19 protein-coding genes are annotated in these 17406 nt (G+C 33.9%); 6 read left to right on the top strand and 13 right to left on the bottom strand.

All coding sequences use genetic code 11. The features are described 5' to 3' along the window. Positions 1 to 69: 69 nt before the first annotated feature. Positions 70 to 1752 carry a DUF4041 domain-containing protein gene (locus BA768_RS18550; RefSeq protein ID WP_065721949.1) on the bottom strand — a complete coding sequence of 561 codons (1683 nt, stop codon included), beginning with the start codon at positions 1750 to 1752 and terminating at the stop codon, positions 70 to 72. Positions 1753 to 1916: 164 nt separating this feature from the next. Between BA768_RS18550 and BA768_RS18545 the strand changes: the two genes are divergently transcribed. Next, positions 1917 to 3083 (top strand): retropepsin-like aspartic protease, encoded by a 1167-nt coding sequence (locus BA768_RS18545; protein WP_065721948.1) that lies wholly within the window; start codon positions 1917 to 1919, stop codon positions 3081 to 3083. A 39-nt stretch (positions 3084 to 3122) separates the two neighbouring features. Here the strand turns inward: BA768_RS18545 and BA768_RS18540 are convergent, their stop codons facing one another. The 8 genes from BA768_RS18540 to BA768_RS18505 all read right to left on the bottom strand — a co-directional run bounded on the left by BA768_RS18540 (position 3123) and on the right by BA768_RS18505 (position 10722). After that, positions 3123 to 4481 (bottom strand): M20/M25/M40 family metallo-hydrolase, encoded by a 1359-nt coding sequence (locus BA768_RS18540; protein WP_065721947.1) that lies wholly within the window; start codon positions 4479 to 4481, stop codon positions 3123 to 3125. A 19-nt stretch (positions 4482 to 4500) separates the two neighbouring features. After that, positions 4501 to 4965 carry a hypothetical protein gene (locus tag BA768_RS18535; RefSeq protein ID WP_065721946.1) on the bottom strand — a complete coding sequence of 155 codons (465 nt, stop codon included), beginning with the start codon at positions 4963 to 4965 and terminating at the stop codon, positions 4501 to 4503. A gap of 1 nt (position 4966) precedes the next feature. Then, positions 4967 to 5377 carry a hypothetical protein gene (locus BA768_RS18530; protein ID WP_065721945.1) on the bottom strand — a complete coding sequence of 137 codons (411 nt, stop codon included), beginning with the start codon at positions 5375 to 5377 and terminating at the stop codon, positions 4967 to 4969. Positions 5378 to 5405: 28 nt separating this feature from the next. Next, positions 5406 to 6806, bottom strand: a complete 1401-nt coding sequence (locus BA768_RS18525; protein ID WP_083206739.1) for a M28 family peptidase — start codon at positions 6804 to 6806, stop codon at positions 5406 to 5408. 52 nt (positions 6807 to 6858) lie between these two features. After that, a complete protein-coding gene (locus BA768_RS18520) occupies positions 6859 to 8103 on the bottom strand; it encodes a DUF1015 domain-containing protein (RefSeq protein WP_065721944.1) in 1245 nt (414 codons plus the stop codon). A 7-nt stretch (positions 8104 to 8110) separates the two neighbouring features. Next, positions 8111 to 9070, bottom strand: a complete 960-nt coding sequence (locus tag BA768_RS18515) for a D-2-hydroxyacid dehydrogenase (RefSeq protein ID WP_065721943.1) — start codon at positions 9068 to 9070, stop codon at positions 8111 to 8113. 109 nt (positions 9071 to 9179) lie between these two features. After that, positions 9180 to 10244: a 3-phosphoserine/phosphohydroxythreonine transaminase gene (serC, locus tag BA768_RS18510; RefSeq protein ID WP_065721942.1), complete on the bottom strand. Its 1065-nt coding sequence runs from the start codon at positions 10242 to 10244 to the stop codon at positions 9180 to 9182. Between the two features lie 127 nt (positions 10245 to 10371). Next, positions 10372 to 10722 (bottom strand): 4Fe-4S binding protein, encoded by a 351-nt coding sequence (locus tag BA768_RS18505; protein WP_034676539.1) that lies wholly within the window; start codon positions 10720 to 10722, stop codon positions 10372 to 10374. A gap of 59 nt (positions 10723 to 10781) precedes the next feature. On the opposite strand from BA768_RS18505, the gene BA768_RS18500 reads away from it, so the two are divergent. From BA768_RS18500 to BA768_RS18485, 4 genes are all read left to right on the top strand, one after another. Beyond that, the gene (locus tag BA768_RS18500; protein WP_065721941.1) at positions 10782 to 11816 is read left to right on the top strand and encodes an acyl-CoA reductase; all 1035 of its coding nucleotides are present in this window, start codon (positions 10782 to 10784) and stop codon (positions 11814 to 11816) included. A gap of 48 nt (positions 11817 to 11864) precedes the next feature. Then, positions 11865 to 12311, top strand: a complete 447-nt coding sequence (locus BA768_RS18495; RefSeq protein WP_034676535.1) for a hypothetical protein — start codon at positions 11865 to 11867, stop codon at positions 12309 to 12311. 65 nt (positions 12312 to 12376) lie between these two features. Beyond that, positions 12377 to 12841, top strand: a complete 465-nt coding sequence (locus BA768_RS18490) for a hypothetical protein (RefSeq protein WP_034676533.1) — start codon at positions 12377 to 12379, stop codon at positions 12839 to 12841. A gap of 29 nt (positions 12842 to 12870) precedes the next feature. Next, the gene (locus BA768_RS18485; protein WP_065721940.1) at positions 12871 to 13557 is read left to right on the top strand and encodes a Bax inhibitor-1 family protein; all 687 of its coding nucleotides are present in this window, start codon (positions 12871 to 12873) and stop codon (positions 13555 to 13557) included. A gap of 204 nt (positions 13558 to 13761) precedes the next feature. On the opposite strand, the gene BA768_RS18480 is transcribed toward BA768_RS18485, so the two are convergent. From BA768_RS18480 to BA768_RS18465, 4 genes are all read right to left on the bottom strand, one after another. Continuing rightward, on the bottom strand, positions 13762 to 14010 hold the full coding sequence (locus BA768_RS18480) for a DUF6952 family protein (RefSeq protein WP_034682952.1): 249 nt from the start codon (positions 14008 to 14010) through the stop codon (positions 13762 to 13764). Positions 14011 to 14068: 58 nt separating this feature from the next. Beyond that, complete coding sequence (locus BA768_RS18475) at positions 14069 to 14374, bottom strand: thioredoxin family protein (protein ID WP_047402181.1); 306 nt, start codon at positions 14372 to 14374, stop codon at positions 14069 to 14071. Positions 14375 to 14673: 299 nt separating this feature from the next. After that, a complete protein-coding gene (locus BA768_RS18470) occupies positions 14674 to 15306 on the bottom strand; it encodes a peroxiredoxin (RefSeq protein ID WP_047481061.1) in 633 nt (210 codons plus the stop codon). Positions 15307 to 15473: 167 nt separating this feature from the next. Beyond that, positions 15474 to 16667, bottom strand: a complete 1194-nt coding sequence (locus BA768_RS18465) for a pyridoxal phosphate-dependent aminotransferase (RefSeq protein ID WP_065721939.1) — start codon at positions 16665 to 16667, stop codon at positions 15474 to 15476. Between the two features lie 91 nt (positions 16668 to 16758). On the opposite strand from BA768_RS18465, the gene rsmG reads away from it, so the two are divergent. Further along, positions 16759 to 17394: a 16S rRNA (guanine(527)-N(7))-methyltransferase RsmG gene (rsmG, locus tag BA768_RS18460; protein WP_065721938.1), complete on the top strand. Its 636-nt coding sequence runs from the start codon at positions 16759 to 16761 to the stop codon at positions 17392 to 17394. Positions 17395 to 17406 lie beyond the last annotated feature (12 nt).

Here is a 17406-nt window from a genome sequence, read left to right as displayed (position 1 = left end):
ATGGCAAAGAGAAAATTGAAAATTGTTTAAGATTTGATCCTATTAATCGAAGAATGAGAGATTTAAATTTTAAACTTCTTCAATCACTTCATCATAAGTTACTGGGTCAGCGATTTCCTGATAACGTTCCCATTCAGCCTCAAGAATTTTATCAGTTTTCATTTCTTTTTCAAGTTTAAGGCTTTCTCTGTATTGTTTTGCCTCTGCTAAAAGTGTCCATTTACAATTGATTCCGATTAACTCAAGATGATGCTTTAAATCATTAATGTCCAATCTGAAAAATTCTTTCCGAGGATTTATTTTATTAAGCTGATCTTTAAGAAATTTTTTATGAAGTTGTCTTTCTAGGGCAGGCGCATCATCAGAGTATATCATTGCATGAACGTCAAATTCAAAAGGTACACTTGCATCTCCTAATTCACGAACTCGGTCTAAAGGCTCTAAACGTCTCGTCATTCCTATTTTATAAACATGCTCTCCAAACGAACCGATGTTTGAAATCACATACACATTTCCGGTTTTTGTTTGCTGAGCCATTGATATGGCTCTTTGATTTTTTTCTTCTGCTGCTTCGAGTTTTCCCTGGAGTTCTTCCAGTTTTTGTTGGAAAATTGCTTTCTGCTCTTCATTAGCTCTTGAAACTTGTGCTTCCGCTTTTTCAATGAGTCTTTTTAAAGTTTGTTCTTCTTTTTCGGCTTCTTTTATTGCTTTTTCAAACTCTTTTCGGGCTTTTTCCTCTTCACGAATCTGTTCGCGGATTTGTCTCTGTTCTTCAAGTTCCATTGCACGCAATTCTTGTGCAACGACTGCCCATTTTAATTCTTCTAATCTCGCCTGATGATAAACTTCTGATATTCTTGCATTTCTAAACGCTTTTCCGTTAAAATTAACCAACTGAAAAGCATCTTCTATTTTCTGTTTCAAGATGCCATAATTGTCTTTTCTTACTGTTGCTAAAACAGAATCAACTTTACCGTTGTAAGCATCAATCACAAAATCCACAGCAGTTTTTTGTCTTTCTTCATCCATATATTCGCAGATTCCGGCTTGTCGGTTCACAATCATCAGTTTATTGTTTTGACGAAGTTTTTTAAGATTTTCTCCGGCTTCTTTATGACTAAAATCTTCTGCAAGCTGGTCTAAGAGCGTATAGCTCGGTACAAGATATTCATTTCCATAGCCTTTAATTACATTTTGCATTGCCTGAATTCTGTCTGCAATTTCATTGGCTTCTCTCAAACTTTTGTAAGCATCACCGCCAATGGTTTCTGCTCTGTTTTCTGCATTTTCGATAATTCTTTTTGATTCTCTTACTGCATTTTCGTAGAGAAGTTCAATTTCACGTTTTTTATTTTCTGTGAGTTCTTTAATATTTCGGCGTGATTCTTTTGCATTTTCCTGAGCATCAAACAATTCCTGATTTCCTTTTTCTCGGAGTTTCTCGTAATATTTATGAGCTTTTTTCAACAAATATTCACATTCAACTTTTACATCAATTATATTTTGATATTTACTTAATTCTGCAATTTTATCTTTTAGATCACGATTATTAATTTGAAGTTCTGAAAATTCTGTTTGGGTTGATTGAAACTTATTTTTTAATAAATTATTTTCAGCTTGATGTTGCGCTATATCTTTTGATAGTTCAGTGATTTTTGAATCTTTGGTTTTGATTTTATTATTTAATTTTTGTGATTTAGCATAAAAATAAATCACTAAAATAATTAAAATAACAATTAAAATAATTTCCATGGTTATTAGTTTTTTGATATACAATAATACACAAATGATTGAAAAAAATATTAAGGAAAACCATAATTTGGTTTTAAGCTTTCTTAAAGATGAATTTTCTTGAAATCACTCATCATTAATTCACATTACTAATTTCAAAACACTATTTTTATCAAAAATTATTCATGAAGAAAATTTCACTTTTTGCTTACGTATTTCTTACCATTACAATTTCTGCTCAAGGAAAGAAATTTTTTGAAACTGGAGAAGCAGTATTAAAAAATCCTGTGGAAAAAGTTAATTTGAATTTTGAATATGAATTACCTCTTGTAAAAGTAGAAATAGATGGTAAAATGTATCAGTTTTTGTTTGACACAGGAGCACCTACAGTTATTTCTTTCGCAATTTTTAATCAATTAAAACTGAAAGAAAAACATACCAGCAAAGTTTCAGATTCACAGAAAAATAAGCAAAAACAGATTTTTACCGAAATCCCTGAAATGAAAATTGATAATATCATCTTCAAAAATATCGGGACAGTTGTGATGGATTTGCAAGGGACAGAATTCGGCTGTATAAAAATTGACGGAATTATCGGAGCCAATCAAATGGCAAAACTTTTCTGGAGAATCAATTATTCTGAAAATAATCTGGAAGCAACCCAAAATCTTACCAATTTCTCGATCGAAGGGTACGAAACCATATTTTCTTTTGATCCCAAAATGCAGAAAACACCTATCATTGAAGCTAAAATTTTAGATAAAAAAATAGAGATGACTTTTGATACCGGCTTTACAGGTTCCATGAAAATCTTAGATAAATATTTCGATCCGAAAAAAGGTAATCTGAAGTTTGTTGAAACGTACGGAATTGCTTCTATAGGTGCTTTCGGAGCAGGAAAACCACAGGTTTCATATCATTTCAGGACAGGCGAAATTATGATCGATCAAAAGAAATTCGGCAACCAGCTTATCGTTACCGGATCTACAAGCTTGCTGGGAAATGAATTTCTCAAAAAATTTAGTTATATTCTGGATTGGAAAAATAGTAAGATCTACCTTCGTCAAATTAAAGAAGATGAGCCTAAACTAGAATCATTTGGTTTTGGATATCGATTTATCGATAATAAAGCGAAAGTGGTTTTATTATTTAATGATAAAGATTTTCCTTTAAAATTTGATGATGAGATTTTAAGCATCAATCACATAAGTCTCGAAAATCTGACCAACGAAACGGTTTGCACATATTTGCTGAACCGAATTGAGAAAGATGTTAATGTTATCAATATTAAAATAAAAAGAGAAGGGAAAGTTTTAAATTTTGTTATTGCTAAAAAAGAATATTTAAAATAATTTTAATAAAAAAAAGTCCTCAAATCGAGGGCTTTATAATTACCAGTTTTTATCAATCATATAAATCATCTGCGTCATGATCGTTGCTCCCAACAACAATTCTCTGCGGTTTACTTTTTCAAAAGTATCTTCTTCGGTGTGGTGAATATCAAAATACCTCTGAGAATCCGGAGCCAGCTCTGCGGTAGGAACTCCCATATCTTTCAAAGGATATATGTCGGTCCCTGAATATCTTCCTTCAAAATCATAAGCTCCGTAAGGTAAAAATAAGGAAGACCAGCTTTTGATCTGATTGATTTTAGCCTCATCCATTTCCAGAGCAATTCCTCGTGGTGAAAATCCTCCCGCGTCAGATTCTAAGGCAAAAAGGTGCTTTTCGTTGCTCTCTTTTACTATTTTTCCGTATTGTTGACCGCCTTTTACACCGTTTTCTTCATTGGCAAAACAGACGACTCTTATCGTGTGATTATTTTTAATCCCTAAATTTTTAAAAGTTCTCAAAACTTCGATGCTTTGTACAATTCCTGCTCCGTCGTCATGAGCTCCTTCGCCTACATCCCATGAATCTAAATGTCCGCCTACAACAATCACACTTCTATCTTTGTGACCTGTGATTTCCCCGATAACAGAGTGGGAGAGTTTCTCACCTTTCATACCACAGTTGGAATTGAGTTTAGCGATAATTTTTTGTGATTTTAAAAGACTTTCCAGTTCATCTGCAGTAGTATTTCCGATGGCAACGGCAGGGATTTTTTCAATATCTTTATCGTAACGCATCGCTCCTGTGTGCGGAACATCATCAAATGCAGACGAAAGTGATCGTACAATCGCAAATTTCCCACCTTTTTTTGACGTTAATGATGCAGCAGTAGAGCGATAAACAGCTGCATCGCTGTAGGCATGAAAAGTCTGAACGTAAGACTGACTGAAAGGATAATTGAAGAAAACAATCTTATCTTTTACCTGATCAGGAGTAAGTTTGTCGTATTCCGCTAAAGATTTCACCATGATAATATCTCCCGAAATATCTTTTCCTTTTGTGCCTTCAGAATTGCCTAAAGAAAGCATTTTCAGAGAAATCCATTTTCCGTTTCCGGCTTTTATTTTTAAAGATTCTTTTCCTCGTTCCCAAACCGGAATCATGACTTCCTGAAGCCACACTTTATCGGCTCCGGCTTCTTTTAATTTTTGTTCGGCCCATTTTACCGATTTTTCGTAAGCCTCTGAGCCGCTTAGTCGATGACCTATGTTTTTAGTTAAATCTCTTAATTCGTTGTACGACTTTCCTTTATTTAAAATCTCAATAGAAATTCTGCTGAATTGAATTGAATCTTCTTTAGTCTGTCCGAAAGCAGTGAAACCGAAGAATAGGATAGCGGTTGAAATTATATTTTTCATTGAATTTTCTGTGATTTCATTAAAATTTTAATTCCATATCGATTTGTCTTCCTTCTGCCAAAGCTTTTTTGTCCATTGAAGTTCCTACTCCAACACCAACTGCCAAACCAATGGGTAAACCCAATGCCATTAAACCAATATTTCCCATGCTCAAACCGAAAACTACACCTAAAGGCAATCCGAAAGCCGACATTCCGACGGCTGTCCAAAGGTTTCTGTAATAATTTTTAGGAACTATTTTATGATCAGCTTCTAGTTTTTTGATAATAGCAGTCTGTATTTTTTTTAGAAATTTATAAAGCTGAAAACCTGTCAGAGTTGTTGAATTAATATCTTCAATCTGTTGATTGATAAATTGTACAATTTCTGATGGAAGCTTTTTAATATTAAGTTTTTCAATCAATTCCTGCATCTGATCGTACAGATTTTTTACTTTATCGTTATTGATTTTTTCCGGGTTTAAATTTAATTGTTTGATTTCCATATTAATTTTTCTGATCAGATTGGTTTGGATTTACAGTTTTTGGAATTTTAAATAATAATACCAGCGCATATATTTGAAGAATCGTTTGTACGATATTAATAATTCCGACCACAGGCTCATTTAAAATATCCGAAATAATGAACGGAATACTGATAAGACCGAATGCGAAAAGAGCAAGTAAAATATATTTAAACCATTCAATCCCTTTACTGGTGACATACGCAAGCACGAAACCAAATGCCAGAACAATAATTGCTATGAAAATTTGCAGTTCATTTTCTAAAGTATCATATTTCCAGATCAGGTTGCCAATGCCTAAAAATCCTGAGATATAAAGGAGTTCGGCAGCTTTTTTGTAATTCGGATGAACAGGTTGTGTATTTTCTTCTGAAAGAGTTTTGTTAATGCTCATTAGTTTTTTATAAATTAAATTTAAAGGTCTACCAGTTTTTATCAATCATAAAAATAAGCTGGGTCATGGCAACTGCTCCGAGAAGTAATTCTCTTTTGTTGACCTTATCGAAGGTATCTTTTTCGGAGTGATGATAATCAAAATATCTTTGAGTATCAACGACCATTTCAGCCAACGGAACATCTAGTTTTTTCAACGGTGCAATATCCTGAATGGCATAAGTCTGGTCGAAATCATAAATTCCATAAGGTAAAAAATAATTTTTCCATTCGAAAATCAGCTTTCTTCTTTGTGGAGACATATCCAATGAAAAACCTCGTGGAGAATAACCTCCTGCATCGGTTCCCAATGCAAAAATGTGCTTTTCTTCTTTCTTTTTTGCCTGCAAAGCATAGGTTTCACGACCCATTCCACCGTTTTCACTGTTGGCATAAAGCACAATTCTTAGCGTATGGTTATTATCATAACCTAAAGCTTTAAACGTTCTTAGAACTTCCATACACTGTACAACTCCGGTTCCGTCGTCATGAGCGCCTTCAGCAAAATCCCAAGAATCCAGCTGCGCACCCAGAACAATCACTTTTGAATCTTTTTTACCGGGAATTTCGCCGATAATATTATGATTAATGGTTTCGCCCTTTGATTCGGCAGACATGTTGATTTTAGCCTTAACCGATGTTTTCTTTAGCAGTTTTTCAAGCTCATCTGCAGAACGGACTCCAATGGTCATTGCCGGAATTCTTGTTTTGTCTTCAGGCTCATAATAAACCTGTTTTGCGTGCGGAATGTCGTCCGAAGCGGTCGTTAATGATCTTATAATTAAAGCTTTTGCTCCTTTCTGTCCAATCACGGAAGCCGAAATAAGCTTAGATTTTGCAGCAATCATATAAGAATCTACGGTACTGATAATGGTAGGATCAATCGGATAGTTTACAAAAATGATTTTATCTTTTACGTCTGCGGTTCTCAGGTTTACAAGCTCCTGAACATCATTTACCAAAAGAATATCAGCGATTAAATCTTTTCCCTTTGTTCCTTCAGAATTCCCGAATGAAAGCATTTTAATAGATTTCCAATCGCCTGAAGAAGTTTTGATCTGCAAAGATTCTTTCCCTCTGATCCAAACCGGAACTTTTACTTCCTGTTTCCATATATTTTCAGCTCCTGCTTCTTTGAGATTTTTTTCAGCCCATTCGGTTGCTTTAGCGTAGCCTGGTGACGCACTGAATCGCGATCCGATTCCTTTGGTCAATTCACCAAGATTATCGTACGCTGTTCCATGAAGAAAAATTTCATCAGAGATTTTCTTAAATTCTTCATGATAGTTGAATTTAGGAATTACTTTCGGTTTTTTCACCGGAGCTTTTTTCTGAGAAAATAAAAATCCACTCAAAAAGAGTGGAAGTATGATAAGTAATATTTTTTTCATTTTTACTGACCGTTTTCTTTTCGGAGCATAAAAATAAAGAAAAAATAGATAATTATTGTTTCATATCGTACATTAATAATGCAGTGACAAGTTTAGGCTCAATGAATGTGCATTTTGGAGGCATACTCAGCTTTAAATCAGATATTTTAATCATATCATTAAAGCTTATAGGATAAATTCCGAAACCTACTTTTCCTTCTCCGCTGTCTACCTTTTCTTTTAATAAATTAATTCCCTCAATATTGGAAGTTCCCTTGATGTAGGAAATCTCATCAGAGCTGTCAGAATCTTCAATATTCAGAATATCTTTTACAATATATTTATCTAAAAGATGGTGGTCTAAATTGTCTAAAGACATTTCCTGGGAACGAAGATCGTGTTTTACGTGAAGAGAATAGAATTTACCATCCAGATACATTGAAATATGGAATTTCTGAGAAGGGTAGTACGGTGTTTCTCCTTTTTCATGGATTAAAAAATATTTTTCAATTCTATTCAGGAATTCTTCCGTTGTAAGATCACCGATGCTTTTCACAATTCTGTTGTAATCGTGAATTTTGATAGACTGGTTAGAAACAATAAAGCTATAAACGAAATTGTATGCCTCTGTTCCGTTATGCCTTTTGTTTTTATCTTTTAAACGTTTGGCGTGTAATGCTGTAGAACCTATCCTGTGGTGACCATCAGCGATGTAGAAAGAATCGATCTGGTCTATTACTTCCTTGAACTGTTGTAATTTCAAACGGTTATCGATTCTCCAGATTTTATGTCTGATGCCGATCGTATCGACGTGATTGAAGATTGGGACATTTTTCTCTTCATGATTCATCAATAATTCAATTTTTGAATTTGATTGATAAGTTAGCAAAACAGGTTCTGCCTGAAGATTTACTTTATCAAGATAATGCGCCAGCTTTTCTTTTCTTTCAGGAATGGTACTTTCATGTCTCTTGATTTTTCCTGCCCAGAAATCCTCAATGCTTGCAAGACCTAAAAGTCCCCTGAAAACCTGCTTATTTGGGTAAATCTGCTCGTAAAGATAATAAGCTGAACTATCCTGAACTAAAACATTTTCGTCGAGAAGCTCTTCAAATGTAGAACGAATTTTCCTCAGATTCCTGTCGACATCTTTAGATTTGCTTACAACATAAGGTTTAATCATATTGATGTAAGTTTTCTCTTTTTGCGCTTTTTCAGCAATTTCAGCCTGGGTGAAATTATCTAAAGGATGTGTAGGAAATGTAGACTCATGATCTTTATGAGGTCTGATTCCGCGGAAAGGTTTAAAAACTGGCATATATAGTTTATAGTTTCTTTTTAATTTCAATAATTTGTTGGGCAAGCTCCACACCGATTTTTTCTTGTGCATCTACCGTATTTCCTCCTAAATGTGGTGTAAGAGACAGGTTCGGATTCATCAATAATATAAGCTCCGGTTTTGGCTCATTTTCAAAAACATCAAGTGCTGCTCCTGCAACTTTTCCGGATTCTATAAAATCCAGTAAAGTCACTTCATTAATGACACCGCCTCTTGCTGTATTTACGATATAAACACCGTCTTTCATTTTTTCAAACTGTGGTGTATCAATGATGTATTCGCTGGTTTGCGGAGTATTAATACTTATAAATTCAGCATCTTTTAAAAAATCATCCGTATTGTTGGTAGATGTGATTTCAAAATTGGCTTTTTGACCATCGAAGAATTCTAAAGTTAATGTTTCTGTTCTTGGTTTTCTTGTCAGAACTTTCACGTTCATTCCTAAAGAAATCCCCATTTTTACGACTTCCTGACCAATACTTCCGAAACCGATCACTCCCAAAGTTTTCCCTGAAAGTTCGTACGCTTTGCTGAACGATTTTTTCATCGCATCGAAATGGGTTTCTCCTTCCAATGGCATCAATCTGTTTGATTCATGCAAAAATCTGGCTAAAGAAAAGAAATGTGCAAAAACCAATTCTGCTACAGACTTTGATGAAGCGGTTGGTGTATTGATGATATAAATTCCTTTATCTATCGCATAATCTACATCAATATTATCCATTCCTATGCCGCCTCTTCCGACGATTTTAAGATTCGGACAAGCATCAATCAGATCTTTTCTAACCTTTGTAGCACTTCTTACCAATAGAACATCAACATTATTTTCATTGATGAAACTGGCAACATGATCCTGAGCAACCCTGTTGTCGAGCACCTCTATTCCGGCTTCTTTTAAAGTAATTTCTCCGGCTTTTGAAATTCCGTCGTTAGCTAAAACCTTCATGATTATATTTAATTAAGGCGAACTTTTTTAAAAAATAAATAGTTGCGCAAATTAAGAAATTTTAAGATAATGAAAAATAAATCTTAGATACTTTAAATAGGACAACTGCTTATTTTAAAGATTTCATTACATCTACCAAAACCTGTACGCTTTCAATCGGTAAAGCATTGTACAGACTTGCTCTGTAACCGCCTAAGCTTCTGTGACCATTTAATCCGCTGATTCCTGCAGCTTTCCATGCCGTATCGAATTCTTCTTTTTTACTTTCATCAAGCAGTTTGAAAGAAACATTCATCAGAGAACGATCTTCTTTTACACAGAAAGTTTCGAATAACGGATTAGAATCAATTTCATCATACAACAATTTAGCCTTAGCTTCATTTCTTGCTTCTGCAGCTGCAATTCCTCCGTTTTTCTCTAAATACTGTAAAGTCAATAAAGATGCATAAACCGGGAATACAGGCGGAGTATTGTACATTGATTCTTTAGAAATGTGCTGATTGTAATCTAAAATAGAGAACATATTTTCTCTGTCGGTCTTACCTAAAATCTCTTTCTTTACAACCACTAAAGTTACGCCTGCAGGTCCCATATTTTTCTGAGCTCCTGCATAAATCAAGTCAAATTTTGAGAAATCTAATTGTCTTGAGAAAATATCAGAACTCATGTCACAAACCATAATGGTTTCTACATCCGGGAAAGTTTTCATCTGAGTTCCGTAGATCGTATTGTTTGAAGTACAGTGGAAATAATCATATTCTGCATCTACTTTATAATCTTTAGGAATGAAAGAATAGTTTTCTTCTTTTGAAGTACCAACAACATCTACACTTCCAACTTTTTTTGCTTCTTTTATTGCTCCTGCAGCCCAGGTTCCGGTGTCCAGGTAAGCAGCTTTTCCGCCAACTTTCATCAGATTATAAGGAACCATTGCAAACTGAAGACTTGCTCCGCCTCCTAAATAAAGCACTTCATAATCGTCGCCAAGATTCATCAGCCTTTTTACAATAGCGCGCGCTTCATCCATTACTGCAACAAATTCTTTGCTTCTGTGGGAAATTTCAAGAATCGATAATCCCATTCCGTTAAAATCTAAAATGGCTGCTGCAGATTTTTCGAATACTTCCTGTGGTAAAATACAAGGTCCTGCGCTGAAATTGTGCTTTTTAATCATAACTTTCTTATTGTTTTTTGCAAATTTTATTCAAGATAGAAAAAATCTGCGGTTTCATTGGTATTTTAAAGAGATTTATATAAAATTAAAATAAAAAACCGCCTCATAATTCATGAGACGGTAGTGGTTATTCTCCGTGTAAGAATGCTTTTTTGTTTAGCAGTGCTTCATCAGATTCTACATGATCTTCATCCGGAACACAGCAGTCTACAGGACAAACTGCAGCACATTGTGGCTCTTCATGAAAACCTTTACACTCTGTACATTTATCTGTTACAATAAAATAAACATCATCACTTACAGGCTCCTGCGGCGCATTTGCATCCACAGTAAGACCAGAAGGTAAAGTTACAGTTCCCGAAAGTTCTGTACCGTCGGATGCTTTCCAGTCTACTGCTCCTTCATAAATTGCATTGTTTGGACATTCGGGTTCACAAGCCCCGCAGTTAATGCATTCATCAGTTATTTTAATAGCCATCGCTAATTTTTTTTAAATTTGCACAAAATTACAAAATATTCCCCAATTTTAAAGTAATTATGAATATCGAAAAAGCAGTTTTAGGACTAAATGAATTAAGTGGTTATATAAAAGATTTTTTAACAAGAAATCCTGAAGATTATAGCGAAATTGATGTAGAATTTGAGCAGGTATTGAAAAGATCTGAAATTGAAAATCCTTGGTTTACAATTGATAATCAGAAATTTGCTTTAAAACAATGGTCTGAATTACTGACTGTTGATAATATAAATAATTGGCTGACAGAATATTCACCATCAAAAATATCAAAAAAAGTAGGATTAATTCTTGCCGGAAATATTCCATTGGTTGGGCTGCATGATGTAATCTCAGTGATCTTAAGCAATCATATTCCTTTGATCAAATTATCATCAAAAGATCGATTGATGATTCCTTTTTTATTAAAAAAATGGAAAGAATTTTCTGATGAAGAGATTAAGTTTGAATTTGTTGAGAAATTGGTGGATTTTGATGCTGTAATTGCCACAGGAAGCAATAACACTGCAAGATATTTAGAATATTATTTTAAAAATCGTTTAAGTATCATCAGAAAAAACAGGACTTCCGTTGCTGTTCTAAAAGGTGATGAAAAAGAAGATGATCTAAAACTCCTTGCAAATGATATTTTCCAATATTTTGGGTTAGGCTGCAGAAATGTGACCAGAGTTTTCATTCCTGAAGATTTTCTAATCGACAGATTATTTGAGAGTTTCTTAGATTTCAAAGAAATCATCAATCATAATAAGTATGCCAATAATTACGATTACAACAGGGCGGTTTATCTTCTGAATCAGGATAAATTCTGGGACAATAATTTTGTGATGCTTAAGGAAGATGAGAAATTGTTCAGCCCGCTTTCTGTAATTAATTTCAGCAGATATTCATCTTTGGACGAAGTGAAAAATTTTATTGAAGAAAATGAAGAAAACATTCAATGCATTGTTGCAAAAGATGAATTAGGCATCGGATCTATTCCTTTTGGAGAAGCTCAAAATCCTTCATTAAACACTTATGCAGACAATGTTGATACGATGAAGTTTTTGGAGGTTATTTAATTTTTTTAGCTTACATTAGTTTTACCAAAATTTCAAATCTGTTTTATTATGAAAAAGTTGTTCTTGGTTTTGAGTCTATTTGCAGTATCGTTTGCAATGGCGCAGAATGTTACTAAAGTAGAAATTCAGAATCCGGCGATGGATGTTGCTACTCCGATTGCTAAAGATAAAATCGAACTCTATAATCAGTCGTTTTCAAAATTTGTCTCTGCACTGAAAGCATCAGATAAAAATGCGGTTTCGGGTTTAATTTCAGAAAAAGTAAAGAATCTGGTTAATGAAAAAATGATCCAGACACTTTCGGGAGGAATTAGTTTTGACAGAAAAACAGAAGTTTATCTGTCTGGTTACCAAAAATTGATTGATAACCAAACTTACCCTGCGATTCAATATAAATATGAAGACGACAAACAAAATCCGCCGAGAGATCTGATTACGGTAATTTTCGAAAACGATGGGAAAATTCTTGGTGTAAAACCTGATTACAGCAAATAATTATATTTAAAAGAATAAGTAGCGCACAATTTCGTTTATTGTTTATTCAAAACAATTAAAATAGGATGAGAAAAATATTTTTAATTCTTGCGGTTTTATCTGTTCAATTTTTTATTTCACAAAAAAAGACAGAAGCAAAGTCTGAAAACAAGAAGAATACCATCGAAAATAAAAATGATGCTTTAAGTTTAAGCAAAAAAGAAAAGGATCTTTATCATGAAAAGTTCCTGAAATTTATTGCCGCTCTGAAAGCTTCTGACCGTGCAGCTATGGACGCTTTATTGTCGGATAAGGCAAAAAAAATGGTAACGGATGTTGTCTACAAAAAATTGTCGACAGATATCGACACCAATAAAACTTTTGAAATTGTAAAAACGGGTTACAAACCATTAATTGATGGCAGCAGTTTTCCGATGATTCAATATAAATATTCTGATGACAAGGCAGCAGAACCCAAGGAAATTATTACTGCCGTATTCGAACCAGACGGGAAAATATTAGGAATTAAACCTTATGAAATTAGAAAATAAAAGATTTTAGAATTTTAAATAAAATAACTATGATGACAGATGTTTTAGTCTCGCACTCTTCGGATGTAGAAAAGGCTGAATTTTACAAGAAAACGTATTTGCATGTAGCTTTTGCTATTCTCGCATTTATTGGTGTTGAAACGGTTTTACTGAATGTTGTACCACCGGAAGTAATCGGATTAATGTTCGCTCAGAAATATACTTGGCTATTGGTAATCGGTATATTCTGGCTGGCTTCTTTTCTAGCAACCAAATGGTCTTTGGCTCAAAGTAAATCTACCCAATATTTTGGATTGGCTTTTTATGTTTTACTGGAAGCTGTGATTTTCCTTCCGTTAATCTATATTGCCGTAGCCAATGCGGGAACCGTTGTAATTCTTCAGGCGGCAACACTTACGATCGCTATGTTTGCAGGGATTTCTGCAGTAGCATTTACTTCTAAAAGAGATTTTTCATTCCTCAGAAATATTATTGTAATCGGAGGTTTTATTGCTTTAGGACTTATTGTAGGCGGAGCAATCTTCGGATTCAATCTTGGACTTTGGTTCTCCGTAGGAATGGTAATTTTGGCTTCTGCAACGATTTTATATCAAACAAGCAAACTTAAAGAAGGATATACAACCAACCAATATGTCGGGGCTTCTTTACAGCTGTTTGCATCAATTATGCTTTTGTTCTGGTATATTTTAAGAATTTTAATGAGCAGAAGAAGCTAATTTTAAAGTTATAGATTATGAGTTTTGAATTATAAAAATCTTTCAAAACTTTATAAACCCAAAAAATCCTGATGTCTTTTCATCGGGATTTTATTTTTGGTTTGTTTAAACACAAGCGGCACTAATTTCTTCACAAATAACACAATTTTCAATAATTATACTCGTGAAAATTTGTGAAAAATATTTGTGATCTTAGCGTTTAAATTATTTGTCAATCGATCCTAAAACCTTTTGCGCAAATGAGTTTAAAGCATCTTTTTCACTCATTCCGTTTTGTACATTAGCATGAACTTCAAGAGCACCACAAATATTTGTGATTAATTCTCCTGCAACATTCAAATCTTCTTCCGTAGTTCCTCTGAACTCGGTGAAGCTTTCCAAAACTTCTAACGTTTTTTCAAGGTTTTCAGGAGTCTGATTTTGGTAAAACTGTCTGATAACTGGCAATTTCATATGTGATTTCTGTATTTTTTTTGTTTGTCATATGGATTCGTGTGATACGAATTCATAATTACAATTCATTAAATAAATTAATTAAACTTTCTGCCTGATTAGACTGCACCTGATTCACCAATTCTCCATTTTTGAAGATCGCAAAAGTAGGTAAATTATCAACTTTAGCTAATTTTCTGCTTTCAGGTAATTTTTCTGCATCTACATAAAGGAAAGGAATACTGTCGTTTTCTGATGCCAGTTTTTTGAATTTAGGCTTCATGATTCTGCAGTTTCCGCACCATGTTGCTCCGTATTGTACAACCACTTTTTCATTGTCGCTTACAATATTTTGTAGCGTATCTTCTGTTAATTCTGTATACATAATTTCAATTTGAAAATTTGGAAATTGATTAATTTGAAAATGCTTAGAGTATGTTTAAATTTATAGTCTCTCTATATTGCAGAGATTTAGCAGATTAAAAACATTGAAATAAATCTGCTCAATCAGCAAAATCAGTGAGAATTATATTAAAAATTGATTGAGAAAAACTAAAAGTTAATCATATAGAATTTAAAATAATAAAACTTAAACCTGCTCTTAGAAATAGAAAATGAGATAATCCTTAAAGTAATCATGTGATTAATTTTCAAATTATCTCATTTTCAAATTACCACATTGTATTAGTTCTTCGCTAAATACTCAGCAGTAGAAGTTCTGTCAGCTTTCATCGCTTCTTTACCTTCTTCCCAGTTCGCAGGGCAAACTTCACCATGCTTCTGAACGTGAGTGTAAGCGTCAATTAATCTTAAATATTCTTTTACGTTTCTACCAAGAGGCATATCGTTTACAGACTCGTGGAAAATTTTTCCTGTTTCGTCGATAAGATAAGTTGCTCTGTAAGTTACGTTTGAACCTGTGAAAACTTCTTCACCTTCTTCATTGTATTCGAAATCCTGATCCACAATTCCTAAAAGGTTTGCCAATTGTCTGTGTGTGTCAGCTAAAAGTGGGTACGTAACCCCTTCGATACCACCGTTATCTTTTGATACGTTCAACCAAGCGAAGTGTACCTCGTTTGTATCACAAGAAGCACCGATTACTTTAGTGTTTCTTTTTTCGAACTCACCTAAAGCTTCCTGGAAAGCGTGAAGCTCTGTCGGGCAAACGAAAGTGAAATCTTTCGGATACCAAAACAAAAGAACTTTTTGCTGATTGTTTGTAGCTTCTTCGAAGATGTTGATTTTTAAATCATCACCCATTTCAGACATAGCGTCTACCGTTACATTCGGGAATTTTTTTCCTACTAAAGACATAATTTTCTATTTTTGATTTAAAATTTTACTCTGCAAATATACATAGTTTTATCTATTGATTTTATAATTATTGATAAATAAAATCTATAATTGTTTTTAACCATAATTACTGAAAAAAGCTCCGATTAAAGAGCCTTTTTATTATATTTTATCGGGAAATATGTAATTTAGTTTAAATTTTCCAAAAGATGTTTGATTCTTCTCATCGCTTCTCTTAAATCATCTTCAGACGCTGCATACGAAAATCTAATACATTCCGGACTTCCGAATGAAACACCTCCAACACAACCCACATGAGCATTTTCTAAAATAAACATGGCGAAATCATCAGCATCATTTATTTCTGTTCCGTTTAAAGTTTTTCCGATGTAATAAGAAATATCAGGGAAGAAGTAGAATGCAGCTTTAGGCAAAAGAACTTTAAATCCTGGAATATCTTTCATTAAATCAAATACCAAATCTCTTCTTATTTTGAAAGCATCAATCATGTATTTATATTCTGAAGGATCGGTTTTTAAAGCAATAATCGAAGCTCTTTGAGCAACAGTATTGGCGCCGCTCGTCATTTGTCCCTGTACTTTTTCGCAGGCTTTTGCCAACCATTCCGGACAAGCAGAATAACCGATTCTCCAGCCCGTCATTGCGAAAGCTTTAGACATCCCGTTGATAACAGCGGTTTGCTCATAAATCTCAGGAAACTGTGCAATTGAAGTAGTTTTTGTTTCGTAATTAATGTACTCATAGATTTCATCAGAAATTACCGTAACATGAGGATACTTAGCTATAACTTTAGCTAAAGATTTCAATTCGTCATACGTATAATATCCGCCTGAAGGATTACAAGGTGAGCTGAAAAGGATTGCTTTTGTTTTATCATTAATAGCCCCTTCAAGCTGCTCTGCAGTAATTTTAAAATCAGTAACATAAGAAGTCGGAAGCATCACAGAATTTCCGCCCATCATTTTTACCATCTCATCATAGCTTACCCAATAAGGTGTCGGAAGAATTACCTCGTCTCCATCGTTAACAATTGCCGCCAAAACATTAATGATGGCCTGTTTCGCACCATTAGAAACACAAATTTGTGTCGGTTTATAGTCTAACTGATTGTCTCTTTTTAATTTTTCAGAAATAGCTTGTCGAAGTTCTAAAAATCCCGGAACAGGAGAATAGTGGCTGTAATTTTCATTAATTGCATCAAATGCTGCCTGTTTTATATTGTCGGGAACGTCAAAGTCAGGTTCGCCAAGCGTTAAACTTATTACATCTATTCCGCTGGCTTTCATTTCTCTAGCTTTGTTAGACATCACGAAAGTCTGAGAGTAACCTAATCTTTTTACTCTGTCTGAAAGTTTATCCATATACTGTTTTTGTCTTTTTAACAAATATATATAAAAACTTAATTTGAATAAAATGTGAATAAAACTTATTTTTGCTCTTTACAATAACTTTATGTCGATATCAATTATCCAAAAATATTTCCCTGATCTTACAGAAAAACAAATTGAGCAGTTTACAAAGCTTGAAAGTCTTTATGGTGAATGGAACGAAAAGATCAACGTTGTTTCCAGAAAAGACATGGAATCTCTTTATGAAAAACACATTCTTCATTCTTTAGGAATTGCAAAAATCATGGAATTTGCTCCCGGAACAAAAGTTTTAGATGTAGGAACTGGTGGTGGTTTCCCGGGAATTCCTTTGGCAATTTTGTTTCCTGAAACAGAGTTTACATTAATCGATTCTATTGGAAAAAAAATCACCGTGGTAAATGCCGTTGCAGAAGGAGTTGGTTTAACGAATGTTACTGCAATTCACGGAAGAGCTGAAAAAGTAAAAGAAAAGTTTCATTTTGTAGTAAGTCGTGCTGTTACGCAAATGCCGGAATTCTTAAGATGGCTGAAAGGAAAATTTGAAAAAGAGCAAATAAATTCTAAGCATAACGGTGTTCTTTATCTGAAAGGAGGAGATCTTGCCGAAGAATTAGCAGGCTTGAAATGTGAACTCTATAACCTTAAAAACTATTTTGATGAAGAATTTTTTGATACTAAAAAGGTAGTTTATTTATCAAAAGGCAATTTTAATTCATAATTTGACGTTAAT

This window comes from Chryseobacterium sp. CBo1, assembly GCF_001693475.1.
GTDB lineage: Bacteria > Bacteroidota > Bacteroidia > Flavobacteriales > Weeksellaceae > Chryseobacterium > Chryseobacterium formosense.
This window is presented reverse-complemented; position numbering and strand designations above follow the sequence as displayed.